This window comes from Serratia sp. 22278, from assembly GCF_052045405.1.
GTDB classification, from domain to species: Bacteria; Pseudomonadota; Gammaproteobacteria; order Enterobacterales; family Enterobacteriaceae; genus Serratia; species Serratia marcescens.
The window spans coordinates 61,819-78,511 of the sequence record NZ_JBQEOW010000001.1; the positions used below are offsets into that span (position 1 = coordinate 61,819).

Below are 16,693 nucleotides of genomic sequence, written 5' to 3' on the forward strand. Positions count from 1 at the left end.
GCACTTCAAGGAATGAAAGAAATGGCACACAAAAGAATAACAACCCTCGCGCCAAAACGTTTGGTGAAGCTGATTAATGGTGTAATTTATTTTTCTGCTGTGCCTTTTTCATTCTCACAGATGGCCATGGCGGAGGAGCAGTTCAACACCTCCTTCATCCATGGCGATGACAATATCGCCCAGGTGGCGTCGTTGGCCAGCGGGGATGATATTCTGCCGGGTAAATATCCGTTTGATATCTATCTCAACGGGCAGCGTATCGATCACCGCGAAATCGAGTTCAAGAAAGAATCCAAAGACTCTCCGGTAGCGCCGTGCCTGACGGCGGTGGACTACCAGGATTACGGCGTAAAGCTGCCCGGCGATCTGACCACCGCCGGTGCCGCGCAATGCTACGCATTGCCACAACAGATCTCCGGCGCCAAGCTGAGCTATGACGCCGCCGTACAGCGTATGGATCTGGAAGTGCCGCAGGTGTTTCTGATCCCGCGCCCGCAAGGCGCCATTTCGCCGAAAGTTTACGATCGCGGCATCAATGCCGGCTTTGTTAACTATAACTTTAGCGGCACTCATAACCGCTACGGCAACAACCAGAACGACAAGACTTCCGACTATTACTTCCTGAGCCTTAATAATGGCCTCAATATTGGCGATTGGCGCCTGCGCAACAACTCGACGTTGAACCAACAGTCGGGCGCCGGTACGCATTGGAAGAACATTTCCAGCTGGGCGGAAACGGACATCGTTTCTCTGCGCAGCCGTCTGGTGATCGGCCAGACCAACACTAATAACAATGTTTTCGACAGCATTCAGTTCCGCGGTGTGCAGATGTCCAGCGCCGACGACATGCTGCCGGAAAGCCAGCGCGGCTATGCGCCGGTGGTGCGCGGTGTGGCGACGACCAACGCGCGCGTTGAAGTGCGTCAGAACGGCTATACCATTTACAGCACCAACGTGCCGCCAGGGCCGTTTGCGCTGACGGACATTTTCCCAAGCACCCTGAGCGGTAACCTGGACGTGACGGTTATCGAAGCCAACGGTTCGAGAACCTCTTTCGTCGTGCCGTTCTCCTCGGTGCCGAACATGCTGCGCGAAGGGATTTGGAACTATCAGCTGACCGCCGGTAAATACCACGACGGCACCAGCCGCTATCAGCCCAAGTTTGTCCAAGGCACCTTGTCGCACGGTATGGCGTATGACATCACGCCTTACGGTGGCGTGCTGGTGGCGGAAAACTACCGTTCAGCGGTCGTGGGCCTCGGTAAAAACCTGGGGAACTGGGGGGCTGTCTCTTTTGATATGTCCTATTCCGACACCAACCTGGTGAACGGCGATGACAAGCAGGGGGAGAGTTTCCGTTTCCTGTATTCCAAGTCGCTCAACGATTGGGGGACGGAATTCCGCATTGCCGGTTACCGTTACTCGACCTCCGGCTATTATGATTTCTCCGATGCGGTTGCCGAGCGCGAACGCTATGAGAACGGTTATTACCGTAACGATTACTACGATCAAAACGATCGCAACCTGGGCGTGCCGGACTGGGCGGAATCTCGCCGTCGCAGCTATTACACCAGCCGTTTCAACAACAAACGCCAACGTGTTGAGCTGTCTGTCAACCAGCGCATCGCCGGTAATTCGACGCTGTACGCCAACGTCAGCAACCAGTCTTACTGGGGCGGATCCGGCGAAGACCGCACCGTACAAACCGGTTTCAACAGCAGCTATAAAAATATCAGCTATGGCGTCTTCTATCAGGACAGCCGCAGCAACTACGGCTATAAAGACCGCAGCGTCAACCTGACCGTATCGATTCCGTTCAGCTTCTTCAGCAAGGATTCGTCGGACATGACCGCCAGCTTCAACGCCGGCCACAGCAAGCAGAGCGGCAATACCTACAGCGCCGGCCTGAGCGGCACCGCGCTGGATGACAACCGCTTGAACTATGCGGTGCAAAGCGGTCATGATCGTTATTCGGGCCAAACCAGCTCGGCCAACGTCGGTTATCAGGGCAGCATGGGGACCATCAATGCCGGTTATAGCTACAGCAAAGATTATCAGCAGTCTTCGTTGGGCGTGGCGGGCGGCATCGTCGCACACTCCGGCGGCGTGACGTTGACCCAGCCGCTGCAGAATACGTTTGTGCTGGTGGAAGCCAAAGACGCCAAGGGCGTTCGTATCGAAAACCAACCGGGTGTCGCCATCGACCGCTTCGGTTACGCGGTGATGACCTCTGCGTCGCCATACCGCCATAACCGCGTGGCGCTGCGCACCGAAGATATCGGCAACGGCCTGGATATCCCGATGGCGGCGAGAGACGTGGTGCCGACTTACGGCGCAATCACCCGCGTGAAGTTTGAAACGCACACGGGCCAAAGCCTGTTGGTACACAGCAAGATGGCCGACGGCAGCGTACCGCCGATTGGCGCCAACGTCTTCAGTGCGGACGGCAAGAACAACGGTACTGTCGGTACCAACGGCGATATTTATATTTCAGGGGCTTCCGCAGGGGATCGCCTGCTGGTGAAATGGGGCAACGACGCGGGCGAAAGCTGCTCACTGGTGGTGCCGGAATTGAAAGCGGCGACCGAACAGCTGATGGGTTATCAGGAACTTTCGCTGACCTGCGGAAAACCGTAAAAGGAAAGGATATGTCTTCTTTGTTAAAGCACAAGAATCTCGGGTTGGCGGCTGGGCTGCTGGTCACGCTGGGCGCGTTTTCGCAGAGCAGCTATGCGCTGTCGTGTAAGCAGAACGGCAGCATTCGCCAGGATATCGTGCTGGATAAAGCCATCAAGGTGTCGACCGCCAATACCGCGCCGGGCGCGTTGCTGTGGCGTTCGCAGACCTTTACCTCGACCTTCCAATGTACGGATGACTGGAACAACCCGAAAGGGGAAAATGCCTACCTGTACTGGGATCCTCAGTCCCGGATGAGTCAGATCCATAATTCGATCGAAGTGGGTGTCACTTATCAGGGGATCGATGTCAAACCGACTAAAGGCGCACGTCAGGACGTCGGTCCCGGCACGGAATGCCGCCGTTCGGGCAGCCGTTGTTTGTCTCCGGCCAGATCGCTGACGGTAACCGTGTCTTACGCCATCTATATTAAAGCAACCGGCAAGGCGCCGCCGGCCGGCGGCAAGATCAACGACAACAACTCGTACTCGGTGTTCCAGGTTGATGGCGTCGGCGGCTTGAACGGCACGCCGAACAGCAACTTTAACGCCTACATTTCCGGGCTGGGCAACATTCAGTTTATTTCCTGCAACCCGAAAATCACCGTGGTGGCCAACAACGGTTCGACGGTGAACTTCGGCACTATCCCGCGTCAGAATGCGGTGGTGGGCAAAATCGAGAAGCAGGTGCCGTTCTCGGTGGCCGCCAATATGTCCGATCCGACGACCGGACAGGACTGCCAGGGGGAGACGCTGCAGGCCAGCTTCAGCAGCACTTATCCGCTGCAGGATAACAGCGTGATCCTGCCGACCAGCGACAGCGGCTTCGGTATTTTGATCTCGCAGGCGGCGACGCCAAATACGCCGATCATGATGAACAGCCCGGTCGATCTGGGCCTGGTCAACGGCACCATCGTTGAAAAGAACTTTATGGCCAGCCTGAAATGGTTGAGCACCAACCCGAAAGTGGGGCCGTTCAGCGCATCGGCGAATATTGACGTCACCTTCAAATAATTCGGTGCCTGGTCAATAAAAGAAAGGGTTCAGTTCTCGCGAACTGAACCCTTTTTTGTGCCTTATACCGCGCTGATTAACGCAGCCCCATCCAGCTGGTGCAAACGCCTTCCGGCGGTTTGCCGGCGTACCAACGGGGCAGCGTAGGGGCATCATGGCGCGGTTCGGCCTGCATTTCTATCGGCTGCGCCGGCCATTCTGCGACGTCCCAGCGGGTGGTGCGGCGATACACTGCTGGGGTTTTGCCGAACTGTTTCTTGAAGGCGCGCGAGAACGAAGGCTGAGAGTCGAAATGGTATTGCAGGGCGATATCCAGGATCGGGCGTGGGGTGGAGCGCAGCGCCTGCGCCGCCTGTGACAGGCGCCGCTCGCGGATATAGCTGCCGAGCGCGTGGCCGGTGGTGCTGCGGAACATGCGCTGCAGGTGCCATTTGGAGTAGCCCGACTTGGCGGCGACGTTATCCAGCAGCAGCGGCTGATCCAGATGAGTTTCAATCCAGTCTAGTAAATCGTGAATGATATTGACGCGATCCATGGTTTTAGTTCTCCCGCAAAAACGACATTCAGGTCACAGTGACTTAGCTTAATTATCCAAGTATATTCTTTGATAATAGGCGTGAGTGCGCCGTTACGCAAGGGTAAACCGGGGGTAAAAAGGTGGCCAAAAATGCTCTTTGAATGGCAGGGAGATAAAAGAAAGGCCGCATAAAGCGGCCTTTTCAGTAGGAAGTGACGGAAAATCAGTTAGTTTCCGGTTTCACTTCAATGTAGTTCAGACCCAGTACGCTGCTGGTGTAACCGCGGATCTTGTTGGTCATCTCGATATCGCCGTTCAGCTTGTGGCCGTAGGACGGGATGATCTCTTTCAGCTTGCTCTGCCATTCCGGCGTCGCCACTTTGTCTTTGAACACGGTTTCCATCAGGTGCAGCATGATTGGCGCAGCGGTGGAAGCGCCCGGCGAAGCGCCCAGCAGAGCGGCGATGCTGCCGTCTTCAGAGCTGACGACTTCGGTGCCGAACTGCAGCACGCCGCCTTTATCCGCGTCTTTCTTGATGATCTGCACGCGCTGGCCTGCGGTCCACAGCTTCCAGTCTGCCTGCTTGGCGTCCGGGAAGTACTCTTTCAGCGCGGCGAAGCGATCGTCGTCGTTCATCATCAGCTGGCCGACCAGGTATTTCACCAGATCGAAGTTATCCAGACCGACGTGGGTCATCGGCATCAGGTTCGAGGTGCTCAGCGAGTGCATCAGATCGAACAGCGAACCGTTCTTCAGGAACTTGCTGGAGAAGGTGGCGAACGGCCCGAACAGCAGCACGCGCTTGCCGTCCAGCATGCGGGTATCCAGGTGCGGCACGGACATCGGCGGCGAACCTACGCTGGCCAGGCCATACACTTTGGCCAGGTGCTGGTTGGCGATCGCCGGGTTGGTGGTGACCAGGAACTGGCCGCCGACAGGGAAGCCGCCGTAGCCGTCGGCTTCAGGGATGCCGGATTTCTGCAGCAGGGTCAGGGACGCGCCGCCTGCGCCGATGAACACGAACTTGGCGTTAACGGTGGTTTCTTTGCCGTCGCGGTTCAGATCGGCAACGGTCACGCTCCAGGTCTGATCGGCGTTGCGTTTGATGTCGCGCACTTCGTGGCTCAGGTTCAGCTTGAACTTGTCGCTGGCGCTTAGCGCGTCAACCAGCTGGTGGGTGATCACGCCGAAGTTAACGTCGGTACCCAGCGGCATGCGGGTCGCGGCGATTTTCTGCGCCGGATCGCGGCCGTTCATCACCAGTGGCGCCCACTGTTTGATTTGCGCAGGGTCTTCGGAATATTCCATGCCGCGGAACAGGGTGCTGTGCTGCAGCGCCGCGTAGCGTTTACGCAGGAAGTTGACGTTGTCGTCGCCCCACACGAAGCTCATGTGCGGCACGCTGTTAATAAAGGATTTCGGATCTTTCAGGACATTGTTTTTCACCTGATAAGACCAGAACTGACGGGAGATTTCGAAAGACTCGTTGACCTTCACCGCCTTGCTGATGTCGATGGTGCCATCGGCTTTTTCCGGCGTGTAGTTCATTTCGCTGAAGGCGGAGTGGCCGGTACCGGCGTTGTTCCAGCCGTTGGAGCTCTCTTCCGCCACGCCGTTCATGCGCTCATACATGTCGATGGTCCAGGTCGGCTCCAGCTCATGCAGATAGGTACCCAAGGTGGCGCTCATGATGCCGCCGCCGATCAACACCACGTCGACGGTTTTATTCTTCTCTTCAGCCGCCGCCTGCTGCGTAACGCCAAACAGGCTGAGACTGAAAATCAGGACGAGTAATTTTCTCATTGAATTAAATCTCTTGTGTGTAAATTCTACTCATTGCAGGTGAAAGAATTTAGCGGGAGTTACCCTGGAAAATAATGAAGCCGACCGCCCGGCGTGAGCCGATAGGCAGCGATAATGCCTTTTTGTTAATAGGGTATTTAACGAAAAGTGAACTATTGCAGGCCGTCCGGATGCAAATTGATCGGTTCACGTTACTGGCGGGGTATTATTGTTTGCGAGAATGTTAAAAACTACTTTTGTAACTAAAAAAAATGAATATAAGCAAAAATAGGCCGGTTGCTGTCGCAGTAATAAACAAAGAGGGGGGAGAGGCCGTATAACCGCGTTATTTTAGGGGGTTAATTGACGCGCAATTAAACGTTATTTCGTTATCACACAATAATTGCGGTTAAATTGCAAATACCTATCGGTAACCAATAATAAATGGCCGCCGTTGCGGGCGGCCATCGTGCGGAAGGCGGTTACTGGATGCCCATCGCATCGCGCATGGTGAAGAATAGATCGGTCTGATCGGTCAATCCCACCACGTTGGCGGCGTGCGGACCGTAGGCCGCGACGCGCAATTGGGTGCCGGTGTGCCCCTGCGATTCTTCTTCCGAGTTGCCGTAGCTGAGGGTCATCGGCGCGCCGTCTTTGGTGGTCAGCAGTTGGGTCAGGCCCGGCGCTTTGGCGCCGGCGGCGACGATCTGGCTGGAGTGCGCATGGTCGGCGGTGACGATCACCAGCGTGTTGCCGTCGGCGCGGGCGAAGGCCAGCGCTTTTTGCACCGCTTCGTCCAGATCGACGGTTTCACCAATCTGCCCGCACGGGTTGGCGGCGTGATCCTGCTTATCGATCGACGCGCCCTCGACCTGCAGGAAGAAGCCGTTCGGGTTATCTTTCAACAGCGCGATCGCTTTTTCGGTCATCGCCGCCAGCGTTGGCGTGGCCGCGGTGCGCGCCGGGTTGTTTTCGCAGGTTACCGCCGGCTTGTCGAGGTTGCCGTGATAGCTGGCTTTCGGCCCCAACCAGCGCACCGGCATGTTGCCGTCGGCGAACAGACCCAGCAGCGGTTTTTGCTGGTTGGCCAACGTAACGGCCTGCAGCTCATCCGCGTTGCTCACCCATTGGTAACCCTGCGCCGCCGCCTGATCTTTCAGCGATTTTCCTTGCCATTCGCCGCTTTTCGCCAGCTGGTTGAAGGACTTCGCGCCGCCGCCCAGCGTGACGTCGGCGCGGGTCTTCAGCAACTGCTCGGTAATGGAGCCGCGGCCGCCGTTTTCCAGCGCGTTAGCGGCGCATTTCTCGCTGGTTTCCTCCGGGCCGTAGCATTTGCGCGAGGTGACGTGCGACACCAGCGCCGCTGGCGTAGCGTCTTGCAACTCGGCGGTGGAGACGTTGCCGGTGGCCTTGCCGGCCGCCTTGGCGATCTCCAGCAGCGTCGGCTGATCTTTGCCGTTCACGTCCACGCCGAGCGCGCCGTTATAGGTTTTCACCCCGGTGGTCCAGGCGGTGGCGGAGGCGGCGGAATCGGTCACGTAATCCGGCTTGTGGGTTTTCTTGTCCAGCGAGTAGTGGGTGTATTGCCCGGTCAGCGGCAGGGCGTCGATGCCCTTGAAGTAACCGCCTGCGCCTTCAGCGTAGTTGCGCGCGGCGGTGATCTCGGAATCCCCCATGCCGTCGCCGATCAGCAGTATCACGTTTTTCGCCGTTTTGTCCGACAGCGACGCCTTCAGCGCGGCGGTCTGATCGCCGGCCAGACGACGGGCGCCGCCCGGTTCGGCGAGGTTGCCGCGCGCGGCGCGCTCGGTCAGGCCATCGGTATTGGCCGAGGTTTCCGCCGCGATGGCGGAGGAACAGAGCAGGGCGGACAGCACGGCGCCGGCGAGCAGGGATACAGCAGGTTGCATGGGGTAAGCTCCTTGTCGTAATACAACAATATAAATAACATCAAATTGTTACGTAAGGAGAGTAGAGCAGAGGGATGACAATTTTATGACAGCGAAAGGCGGGATGGCCCGGCGGCCACCCCGTTTGGCGTCTCAGGCCGTGCGCGCCGGAATAGCCAGCCCGCGCTGCACCGCCGGCCGCGCCAGACCGCGCTCCAACCACTGTGCGACGCGGGGGAAACTGTCGAACGCCACCAGTTCGCGCGCCTCATAGAAGCCGATCAGGTTGCGCACCCAGCCCAGCAGCGAGATATCGGCGATGGTGTACTCCGCGCCCATGATCCAGTCGCGGCCCTCCAGGCGCGTTTCCAGCACGCCGAGCAGGCGTTTCGATTCGTTTTTGTAGCGCTCCAGCGGCCGCTTGTCTTCATATTCGCGCCCGGCGAATTTATGGAAGAAACCGAGCTGGCCGAACATCGGGCCGACGGCGGCCATCTGGAAGAACACCCACTGAATGGTTTCGTAACGCTGCGCCGGATCCTGCGGCAGGAAACGGCCGCTCTTTTCCGCCAGGTAGAGCAGAATGGCGCCGGATTCGAACAGCGGCAGCGGCCGGCCGCCGGGGCCGTCGGGATCGATGATCGCCGGGATCTTGCCGTTCGGGTTCAGCGCCAGGAATTCCGGCGTCCAGGTCTCGTTGTTGCCGATGTCGATCAGGTGCGCTTCATAAGGCAGGCCGATCTCTTCCAGCATGATGGATACTTTGACGCCGTTCGGTGTCGGCAGAGAGTAGAGCTGCAGCCGTTCCGGATGTTGAGCCGGCCAGCGTTTGACGATCGGGAATTGGGTGGAATCGAGCATGGAAACTCCTCGGGTTGGCGGGGTCGCTTAAGCGTACCCCTAGAGTATTGCAGTAAAACTACCCTGTCGCCGGGTTACACCGTGAGGTCAAAATGTGCGGCCAGCGCTTTTTTACCGGCGGGGGTCAGCTGCAGCTCACGGCTGTCGAGCCGGCGAAGGATCCAGCCGCGTTGGATAAAGACGGCCAACAGCGCTGCGCCCAGCGCGCCGCCGAGGTGAGATCGGCGTTCGCTCCAGTCCAGGCACCCGCAGGCGAAGCGGCGGCGGGTGGGGGCGGGCGAGCAATCGACGCCCAGCCGCGTCAGCGCGGCCTGACCGGCGTCGCTTAACCGGTAGTCTTCTTCGCCGGTCAGCCAGTTCAGCGCATGCAGCCGATCGTGCAGCTTCACCGCCACCTCGCCCGCCATATGGTCGTAGCAGGTGCGAGCATACTGCAGCGAGGTAGGCGTGCTGCTCTTCATCGACGGGCGCGGCACGCCCGCCAGCGCCATCAGGCCTTCCAGCGCTGCGGCCACCGGTTGCCCGGCCAGCCGGAAATAGCGGTAGCGCCCCTGTTTGACGCAGGCAATCAGCCGCTGCTCCAGCAGTTTCGCCAGGTGTGCGCTGGCGGTAGACGGGGCGACCTCGACCGCCGCGCTGAGCTCGGTGGCGGTGTAGGCGCGCCCGTCCATCAACAGGCACAGCATGCGCGCCCGGGTGCGGTCGGCGATGGCGGCGCTCAGCGCCGCTAAACGATCTTCTATCTCGATGTTATGCATACTTCGAGATTAGACGAAGTATGACTGCTCGTCCATCGCTAACCTGTGGTTATCGCACTCTGGTGCTGTGTGTCTGCGTTCGCTGGGTATTGATGAGCGGGCGTTGGGCGCCATTCTTACAATGCGCGCGTGCCGGAATTTTACCGTTGAGAGGAGACGAGGATGATCGCCGTGATTTTTGAACTGCAGGCCGCCGACGGGCAGCGGGAGACCTACCTGGAGTTGGCGGCGGCGCTGAAGCCGCTGCTGGCGCAGATCGACGGATTCATTTCCATCGAGCGTTTTCAAAGCCTGGCCGATCCCGCGCGCCTGTTGTCGCTCTCCTTCTGGCGCGACGAGGTGGCGGTGCAGCAGTGGCGCAATCTCGAACAGCACCGGGCGGCGCAGGCGCGCGGCCGTGGCGAGGTGCTGGCGCAGTACCGGCTGCGGGTGGCGGAGGTGGTGCGGGACTACGGGCTGGAGAGCCGCGACCAGGCGCCGCAGGATAGCCGTGGCTATCACCGCACCTGAAAAAAGCCCGCCGGCGGCGGGCTTTCTTCGTCCGTTATTTCGCTTCGCTGCCCACCTTCATCGCCCCGGCGTAGCTGGCGCCCATCCCCCAGGCGGCACCGTGGTCGCGGGCGATCTGCAATACGCCTCCCGCCGTGGCTTTGCGGCTCCAGTCCTGCTGCCATTCCAGCATCAACGCCACCCAGTTGATGGGCGTGGCGCCCGCCTGTATCAGGCGCTGCATGGCGTTGTTTTGGCTGTCTGGCGTAATGTCGCCGGTGACGTCCGACAGGATATAAACTTCATACCCCTCGCCCAGAGCAGACAGCGCCGGCAGCATCACGCAGCTGGCGGTCCACAATCCGCCGATGATGATTTTCTTGCGGCCGGATTGTTTGATCAGATCGACCACGCGCCGATCCTGCCAGACGTTGATGGCGGTGCGATCGTACACCTGCAGGTCCGGGCGTGCCTGCGTCACCTGCTGGAATACCGGCCCGGCGAAGCTTTTGGCGTTGGCCGAGGCCAGAATGGTCGGCACGTTGAACACCTTGGCGGCCTTGGCGATGCCGGCGGCGTTATTCACCAGATTGGTTTGATCGATAGAGGAAATGGTCATGCCGAACATGTCCTGCAGATCGACCAGCAGCAACAGGCTGTTGTCGGCGGTCAGCGGTTGCACATAACCCGCCTGGCGGCTATCGGCGGCGGGGGATTGCGCCAGCGCGGCGACGGGGGCGACGGCGGCGCTCAGGCCGAGCATCAGGGCGAACAGGGTCTTTTTCATTATTAACTCCATGATTATCAGTAGATTAAATTCACTTCCCACTCAGGGAAGCGGTTGAATGAAGTCTACTGAGGTTGTTGAGGTTAATAATCTGTGTTTTATTGAATTAATAATTAACCCATAGGACATAATATGGACGTGCTACTGACGATGCGCGCCTTTCGCCGCGTGGTTGAGCGCAACAGTTTCTATAAGGCGGCGGAGGATCTGGCGATCACGCCGGCGGCGTTGAGCAAGCAGATTAAGCAGTTGGAAAATCGGTTGGGGACGCTATTGCTGGTGCGCACCACCCGCAGCATGAGCCTGACCGAAGCCGGGCAGCTCTATTACCAGGAAGCCTGCCGGTTGCTTGGCGAGTTCGACGCGCTGGAGCAGACGGTTGCCGCCAGCGCGCAGCAGGTCTCCGGCACGCTGCGGGTCAATGCGCCGCTCTCGTTCGGCCTGACGGTGCTGTCGCCGCTGCTGCCGCCGTTTATGCAACGCTACCCGCAGCTGCAGGTGGAACTGACGCTGGACGACAGGGTATTGGACGTGGTGGCGGCCGGTTTCGATATTTCCTTGCGCATTCGCCGCCGACTGCCGGATTCTTCCCTCAGCGCCCGGGCGCTGGGTGACGTGCACCAGCGAATTTGCGCCGCGCCCGGCTATTTGGCGCAGCACGGCGTGCCGCAAACGCCCAATGACTTGCCGCGGCACAGCTGTCTGGCCTATTCCCTGGCGGAAAAGCCGGGGCAGTGGCAGTTCACCGCCGGCGAGGAGAGCCTGAGCGTGACGTTCACTCCCCGGCTGATCGCCAACAACAGCCTGATGCTGCGGGATATGCTGATGGCGGGACTGGGCATCGGTTCGCTGCCGTCGTTTGTGGCGGATCCCGAGATCGCCGCCGGCAGATTGGTGCGGCTGTTCCCTGAACAGATTGCCGACGTGCATCAGGTTTTCGCGGTTTACCCGACGCGCCGGCATCTGCAGCAGAAAGTGAGTTTATTCACCGAGTTTGTGCGAGAACAGGGATTGATGACGGCGAATTGACAACGGCGCACGGTTGTCATATTCCTTAGTTATGAAAAGATCCTATCGCCCATTCGCGCAAATTATTATCACCATGCTTCGTGTGGTGGGATAGCGCGTGTGTCGCCAATAAAAACCCGCCGGCAGGCGGGTTTTTTTATCCCCTTCCGGCAACGACCGGAGAACGTCATGAAAACCTACCCTGCAGTTTTACACCTGATGTGCGGCAAGGCCGGCGCAGGCAAATCGACGTTGGCGCAGCGTTTGGCCCAGCAGCCGCAAACGCTGTTGCTGAGCGAAGATGCATGGCTGGCGACGCTGTATGAACAGGAGATAGCCAGCCTGCAAGACTACGCGCGCTGCTCCGACCGGTTGCGGCGGGCGCTGGGCGGGCACCTTGTTCAGCTGCTGCGCGGCGGTTGGTCCGTGGCGCTCGATTTCCCGATGAATACGCCGGACAGGCGGCGCTGGGCCAAAGCCTTGGCGGAGGAGGCCGGCGTCGCGCACTGCCTGCACTTTCTCGACGTCAGCCATGCGCAATGCCTGAACCGGATAACGCTGAGAAATGCGCGCGGCGAACACCCGTTTACACTCAGCGAGGCGGAGTTTGAGCACCTGGCGCAGTATTTTGTTCCCCCGGCGGAAGAGGAAGGGATGACTATCTTGCGTTATGGCGAACGGGACTGAAAACCGGCGCCATGACGGCGCCGGCAACAGGGTTACGCTTTGGCGTTAAACGCGGCGTGGAATGCGACTTCCGCGCACGGCAGCGTGCCCTGGAAGGCGATGGCGCGGAAGTAGTCTTGCGGCACGCCCGGCAGGGTCAGCGCGTCTTGCGCCTGGAAGCCGAAACGGCCGTAATAGTTCGGCTCGCCCAGCACCACGCAGCCTGCGGCGCCGCGTTCCTGCAGCTCGGCCAGCAGCCGGCGAATAAGCCGGCTGCCGATCCCCTGGTTCTGACAGGCCGGTAGCACCGATACCGGCGCCAGCCCGTACCAACCAACGGCGCCGTTGCTGAGCACGACCGGTGAGACGGACGCGTGCCCGATCGGTGTGCCATTGCGTTCGGCGACCAGCGACAGGGTGAGTGCTCCTGCTGCGCGCAGCGCATTGACGATAAACTGCTCGGTGTGGCTGCTGTGTTCGGCGTGCAGGAATGCGGCGGCGGTCAGGGTGGCGATGGTGCCGACGTCGGCCGGCGTTTCGTGGCGTAACGTGATGTTCATGGTTGTATCCTGATTCAATAAGGCTGAGCCGACCGGGCTGCCTGCCCGGCCGGTATCGATGATTAACGGTTATCCAGCTGCGCCCGCACGGCCTTGAGCCCGGCGAAGGTGACGCGATAAGGGCGTCCCTGGCGAGAGAGGATCAGGCGTTTGGTTTTGAGCTTGGTGAAAACGGCCAGCGAGCAGTCGGCCAGGCCGAGCCCTTCGCGGGTGTAGCATTCGACGTGGGTGACGCGACCGGCGTCGTTGCGGGTGAAGGCGATATAGCCGCCTTTGGCCAACACGTGCAGCACGCGTTGTTCCGCTTTGGAAATGTTCATGTTGGGAGATCCTGTAATAACCCCAGATACGCGCATCCCCGCGCAAACGCGCGTCGGATACGTCAGAGTCCCTCGCCATACGGCAAGGAAGCGACTATCGGGTGGTTACAATCTCCAACATACAGGCCTCGGGCAGTGAAAAACGCCAGGGCGGCGTTTCAGCGCAGTTAATGTAGCCAATGGCCGGTTGGCTGTCAATTTGCCGGCGACACGGGCCGCCGGCGCAAGGCCAATCAGAAAGGCTTGGTCGGCAGGTATTTGCCGTCCAGGGTGATCACTGCGCGTTCGCCGCCGTCCGGATCGGCGACCTTCTTGATATCCAGCTTGAAGTTGATGGCGCTGATGATGCCGTCGCCAAACTGCTCGTGCACCAGCGCTTTCAGCGTGGAGCCGTAGACCTGCAGCATTTCATAGAAGCGATAAATGGTCGGATCGGTCGGCACGCCGCCGGGAATGCTGCCGCGCAGCGGGATGGTTTGCAGCAGCTGCACCGCCTCTTCGTCCAGCCCCAGCTTGGCCGCCACCGTGCGCGCCGCCGGTTCCGGCAGCGCGTGCTGCCCCAGCAGGGCGGCGGTGACAAACGCCAGGCTGAGGCCGGTGCCCTCGGCCAGCGCTTCGAACGTCAGGTTATGGCGGATCTTGGCGGCCATGATGGTGTCGGTGAGCGCTTCGCGCGGGGCGGCGTTGTGCAGAGAGTGTGTCATGTTAGCTCCTTATTGTAGGCTTAAAAACGGGCGATCGCCGGGGTGGCGGTCACCTCGGGATGGGTAGCGAGCGGCACGAAGCGGCGGGTTTCGCCGTCCAGCGCCTCGATAGCGCCGCTGGCGATGTCATAGACCCAGCCGTGCAGCGCCAGGCGGCCCTGATCCAGCGCCAGGGCGACGGAAGGGTGCGTTTTGATGTTGTTGAGCTGGGCGATGACGTTCTCGCGCACCATCGACGCGACCCGCGCCTCGTCGGAGGCATGCGGATAAGCCTGATTGACCGCCTTGGCGGAATCGGCGTAACGCAGCCAGCCGGCCACCGTCGGCAGGTGATCCAGGCACTGGCAGGTGGCGATGGCGGTCATCGCGCCGCAGTCGGAGTGGCCGCAGATCACGATATCTTCCACGCCCAGTGCGGCGACGGCGTACTCGACCGAGGCGGTCACCCCGCCGGGTTCGGGGCCGAAAGAAGGCACGATGTTACCGGCGTTGCGGATCACAAACAGATCGCCCGGCTCGCGCTGGGTGACCAGCTCCGGCACCAGGCGGCTGTCGGAACACGAGATAAACAGGGTGCGCGGGTTTTGGCGGGTCGCCAGCCGCTGAAACAGCGCCGTGCGTTCAACAAAGGCTTCGCGCTGGAACTTCAGGAAGCCTTCAATCACCTCTTTCATCCGTTTCTCCATTGGGTGTCGTTATGCGATGGCGGCATGATGAACGCTTCTGGCTATAGGGTCTAAGACCCATTTATAATGTCGGCTATAGGTTTTACTAATAGCTGGGGCGCTATGCTGCTGCGACACATCCGTTATTTTCTGGCCGTTGCCGAACAGGGCAACTTCACCCGCGCCGCCGAAGCGCTGCACGTCTCGCAACCGACGCTCTCCCAACAGATCAAACAGTTGGAGGATACGCTGGGAGCGCCGTTGTTCGATCGCAGCGGCAGAGCCGTGCGCCTGACCGACGCCGGTGAGGCCTGGATGCGCTATGCGCGGCTGGCGCTGCAGGATCTGGACGCCGGCGCGCGGGCGATCCATGACGTAGCGACGTTGGCGCGCGGCCATTTGCGGCTGGCGATGACCCCGACGTTCACCGCCTATCTGGTGGGGCCGGCGATCGATGCGTTCTACCGCCGCTATCCGGGGATTACGCTGAGCATTGAGGAGATGACGCAGGAGCGGATCGAGGCGCTGCTGGCGCAGGATAGGTTGGATCTGGGGATTGCCTTCGAGATGGCGCAGTCGGCGGAGGTAGAAGCCATGCCGTTGTTCAGTGAGACGCTGGAACTGATGGTCGGCGCCGATCATCCCCTGGCGGCGCGGCGTCGGCCGCTGACGCTGGCGGAGTGGCAACATCTGCCGCTGGCCTTGCTGAGCGGCGACTTCGCCACGCGGCAGTTTATCGATCGCTACTGCACACAGCTGGGATTTCGGCCGCAGGTGGCGGTGGAGGCCAATGCGCTGGGCGCCATTGTCGAGATCGTGCGGCGCGGGCAGCTCGCCACGCTGCTGCCGGCCGCGATTGCGCGCGAGAACCGGCAGTTGAAAAAGGTGGCGCTGGCCAACGCCATGCCGGCTCGGCAGGCGGTGTTGCTGCAGCGTAAAGACGCTTACCGCAGCGCCGCCGCACAGGCATTTATCGCCGTTTTGCAGCAACAGGGCGTTACGCCAACGCCCCCCAGCGCTGCGTCATCCCCAGCAGATGCACCAGCCCGAAGCCGAGGCAAATCAGCGAGCTGACGACGATAAAGCGTTGGCTGCGGCCGGTGTCGCGCAGGGCGAAAGGGCCGGCGACGCCGCGCAGCAGGTAGATAAAGGTGATGATAAACAGTGTGGGCCGCAGCAGCGGCAGCGGCGCGATCAGGCCCGCGCCGGACAGCGCGTAAAGCGCCCAAATAAACAGCACCAGCGCGATACCGGCGGTGACGACGGCCGGGAACTTTTTACCCGCTTCCGCCGCCTTAATGAAGCGATCGCCGGCGCCGCACAGCCGATAGCCGCGCGGCCCGGCGGCGATCACCCAAATATGCAGCAGGGCGGCGATGGCGCTCAGCGCAGCGCCGATCAGCAGCGCGGTGTTATAGAGGTGTGGCATGGTTCAGCATCCTTGTCCTAAATCAGTCTGGTATCAAGCTTAGACCAGAATGGGTAAGTCAGGCCCGGGGGAGCTCAACGGCCGACATTTGCAGCGCGTCTTCAGGCACCACGCGGGCCTGCGCATCGATAAATGCCAGCTGCACCGGCAGCCCGCTGTGTTTATCCACCAGTTGAACGTGGGGGGTGTCATGCAGAATATGCCGGTGGCCCCATGCCATCAGCGCAACCAGGATGGGCCCCAGGCTGCGTCCCTTGTCCGTCAAGACATATTCATGTCGCTCACGCTCGCCCGGCTCCCGGTAAGCGCGTTTGGCCAACAGTTCTTGTTCTACCATGGCATTCAGACGGTTGCTCAACGCCTGGCGCGAAGCGCCGATATTCTCGCGCAGCTCTTCAAAACGGCGAACGCCGTAGAATGATTCGCGCAGGATCAGCAACGTCCAGCGATCGCCAAGCAGGTCCGCGGCCTGCGCCAGCCCGCACAGGGCAAGAGAAACGGTAGGGAGATCGGGAGATTTTGACATGGGCATTTTCCTTCGCTAGTCTAAGTCTTGTTTTTAGACTTA

Annotated in this window: 18 protein-coding genes; 6 read left to right on the top strand and 12 right to left on the bottom strand. The window is 60.3% G+C overall.

Annotated elements, in window-relative coordinates; translation table 11 throughout:
• The first annotated feature begins 21 nt into the window (after positions 1 to 21).
• Entirely contained in the window at positions 22 to 2,637 is a 2,616-nt protein-coding gene (locus ACTJJ6_RS00305; RefSeq protein ID WP_028127938.1) for a fimbria/pilus outer membrane usher protein, read from the top strand.
• An 11-nt stretch (positions 2,638 to 2,648) separates the two neighbouring features.
• The gene (locus ACTJJ6_RS00310) at positions 2,649 to 3,689 is read left to right on the top strand and encodes a fimbrial protein (protein ID WP_016928480.1); all 1,041 of its coding nucleotides are present in this window, start codon (positions 2,649 to 2,651) and stop codon (positions 3,687 to 3,689) included.
• Positions 3,690 to 3,765: 76 nt separating this feature from the next.
• Here ACTJJ6_RS00310 and ACTJJ6_RS00315 read toward each other — a convergent pair whose 3' ends face one another.
• The 5 genes from ACTJJ6_RS00315 to ACTJJ6_RS00335 form a co-directional block, all read right to left on the bottom strand.
• Positions 3,766 to 4,224: a helix-turn-helix domain-containing protein gene (locus tag ACTJJ6_RS00315; RefSeq protein ID WP_004939075.1), complete on the bottom strand. Its 459-nt coding sequence runs from the start codon at positions 4,222 to 4,224 to the stop codon at positions 3,766 to 3,768.
• A gap of 205 nt (positions 4,225 to 4,429) precedes the next feature.
• A complete protein-coding gene (gene mqo / locus ACTJJ6_RS00320; RefSeq protein ID WP_016928479.1) occupies positions 4,430 to 6,010 on the bottom strand; it encodes a malate dehydrogenase (quinone) in 1,581 nt (526 codons plus the stop codon).
• 461 nt (positions 6,011 to 6,471) lie between these two features.
• Positions 6,472 to 7,899 carry an alkaline phosphatase gene (phoA, locus tag ACTJJ6_RS00325; protein ID WP_016928478.1) on the bottom strand — a complete coding sequence of 476 codons (1,428 nt, stop codon included), beginning with the start codon at positions 7,897 to 7,899 and terminating at the stop codon, positions 6,472 to 6,474.
• Between the two features lie 132 nt (positions 7,900 to 8,031).
• On the bottom strand, positions 8,032 to 8,739 hold the full coding sequence (locus ACTJJ6_RS00330; protein WP_016928477.1) for a glutathione S-transferase N-terminal domain-containing protein: 708 nt from the start codon (positions 8,737 to 8,739) through the stop codon (positions 8,032 to 8,034).
• A 74-nt stretch (positions 8,740 to 8,813) separates the two neighbouring features.
• The gene (locus ACTJJ6_RS00335) at positions 8,814 to 9,497 is read right to left on the bottom strand and encodes an ArsR/SmtB family transcription factor (RefSeq protein WP_440801664.1); all 684 of its coding nucleotides are present in this window, start codon (positions 9,495 to 9,497) and stop codon (positions 8,814 to 8,816) included.
• Positions 9,498 to 9,659: 162 nt separating this feature from the next.
• On the opposite strand from ACTJJ6_RS00335, the gene ACTJJ6_RS00340 reads away from it, so the two are divergent.
• Positions 9,660 to 10,007, top strand: coding sequence for an antibiotic biosynthesis monooxygenase family protein (locus ACTJJ6_RS00340; protein WP_049299838.1), 348 nt, complete (start codon positions 9,660 to 9,662; stop codon positions 10,005 to 10,007).
• A gap of 34 nt (positions 10,008 to 10,041) precedes the next feature.
• Here ACTJJ6_RS00340 and ACTJJ6_RS00345 read toward each other — a convergent pair whose 3' ends face one another.
• Positions 10,042 to 10,773 (bottom strand): isochorismatase family protein, encoded by a 732-nt coding sequence (locus ACTJJ6_RS00345; protein ID WP_049299837.1) that lies wholly within the window; start codon positions 10,771 to 10,773, stop codon positions 10,042 to 10,044.
• A 132-nt stretch (positions 10,774 to 10,905) separates the two neighbouring features.
• Between ACTJJ6_RS00345 and ACTJJ6_RS00350 the strand changes: the two genes are divergently transcribed.
• Entirely contained in the window at positions 10,906 to 11,802 is an 897-nt protein-coding gene (locus ACTJJ6_RS00350; RefSeq protein WP_143778760.1) for a LysR family transcriptional regulator, read from the top strand.
• Positions 11,803 to 11,970: 168 nt separating this feature from the next.
• Entirely contained in the window at positions 11,971 to 12,468 is a 498-nt protein-coding gene (locus tag ACTJJ6_RS00355; RefSeq protein ID WP_440801667.1) for an AAA family ATPase, read from the top strand.
• 32 nt (positions 12,469 to 12,500) lie between these two features.
• Here ACTJJ6_RS00355 and ACTJJ6_RS00360 read toward each other — a convergent pair whose 3' ends face one another.
• The 4 genes from ACTJJ6_RS00360 to ACTJJ6_RS00375 all read right to left on the bottom strand — a co-directional run bounded on the left by ACTJJ6_RS00360 (position 12,501) and on the right by ACTJJ6_RS00375 (position 14,705).
• Entirely contained in the window at positions 12,501 to 13,007 is a 507-nt protein-coding gene (locus ACTJJ6_RS00360) for a GNAT family N-acetyltransferase (RefSeq protein WP_280630761.1), read from the bottom strand.
• 62 nt (positions 13,008 to 13,069) lie between these two features.
• Positions 13,070 to 13,327 carry a YjhX family toxin gene (locus ACTJJ6_RS00365; protein ID WP_004939031.1) on the bottom strand — a complete coding sequence of 86 codons (258 nt, stop codon included), beginning with the start codon at positions 13,325 to 13,327 and terminating at the stop codon, positions 13,070 to 13,072.
• A 233-nt stretch (positions 13,328 to 13,560) separates the two neighbouring features.
• Positions 13,561 to 14,031: a cyanase gene (cynS, locus tag ACTJJ6_RS00370; RefSeq protein ID WP_004939029.1), complete on the bottom strand. Its 471-nt coding sequence runs from the start codon at positions 14,029 to 14,031 to the stop codon at positions 13,561 to 13,563.
• A gap of 20 nt (positions 14,032 to 14,051) precedes the next feature.
• Positions 14,052 to 14,705: a carbonic anhydrase gene (locus tag ACTJJ6_RS00375; protein WP_016928470.1), complete on the bottom strand. Its 654-nt coding sequence runs from the start codon at positions 14,703 to 14,705 to the stop codon at positions 14,052 to 14,054.
• Positions 14,706 to 14,819: 114 nt separating this feature from the next.
• Here ACTJJ6_RS00375 and cynR point away from each other — a divergent pair, with 114 nt between their 5' ends.
• Positions 14,820 to 15,770: a transcriptional regulator CynR gene (cynR, locus tag ACTJJ6_RS00380; RefSeq protein WP_342148866.1), complete on the top strand. Its 951-nt coding sequence runs from the start codon at positions 14,820 to 14,822 to the stop codon at positions 15,768 to 15,770.
• On the opposite strand, the gene ACTJJ6_RS00385 is transcribed toward cynR, so the two are convergent.
• Both ACTJJ6_RS00385 and ACTJJ6_RS00390 read right to left on the bottom strand, forming a co-directional pair.
• Positions 15,694 to 16,125 (bottom strand): hypothetical protein, encoded by a 432-nt coding sequence (locus ACTJJ6_RS00385; protein WP_171453636.1) that lies wholly within the window; start codon positions 16,123 to 16,125, stop codon positions 15,694 to 15,696. The genes cynR and ACTJJ6_RS00385 overlap by 77 nt on opposite strands.
• A 58-nt stretch (positions 16,126 to 16,183) precedes the next feature.
• Positions 16,184 to 16,651 (bottom strand): winged helix-turn-helix transcriptional regulator, encoded by a 468-nt coding sequence (locus ACTJJ6_RS00390; RefSeq protein WP_156865363.1) that lies wholly within the window; start codon positions 16,649 to 16,651, stop codon positions 16,184 to 16,186.
• Between the last annotated feature and the right edge of the window lie 42 nt (positions 16,652 to 16,693).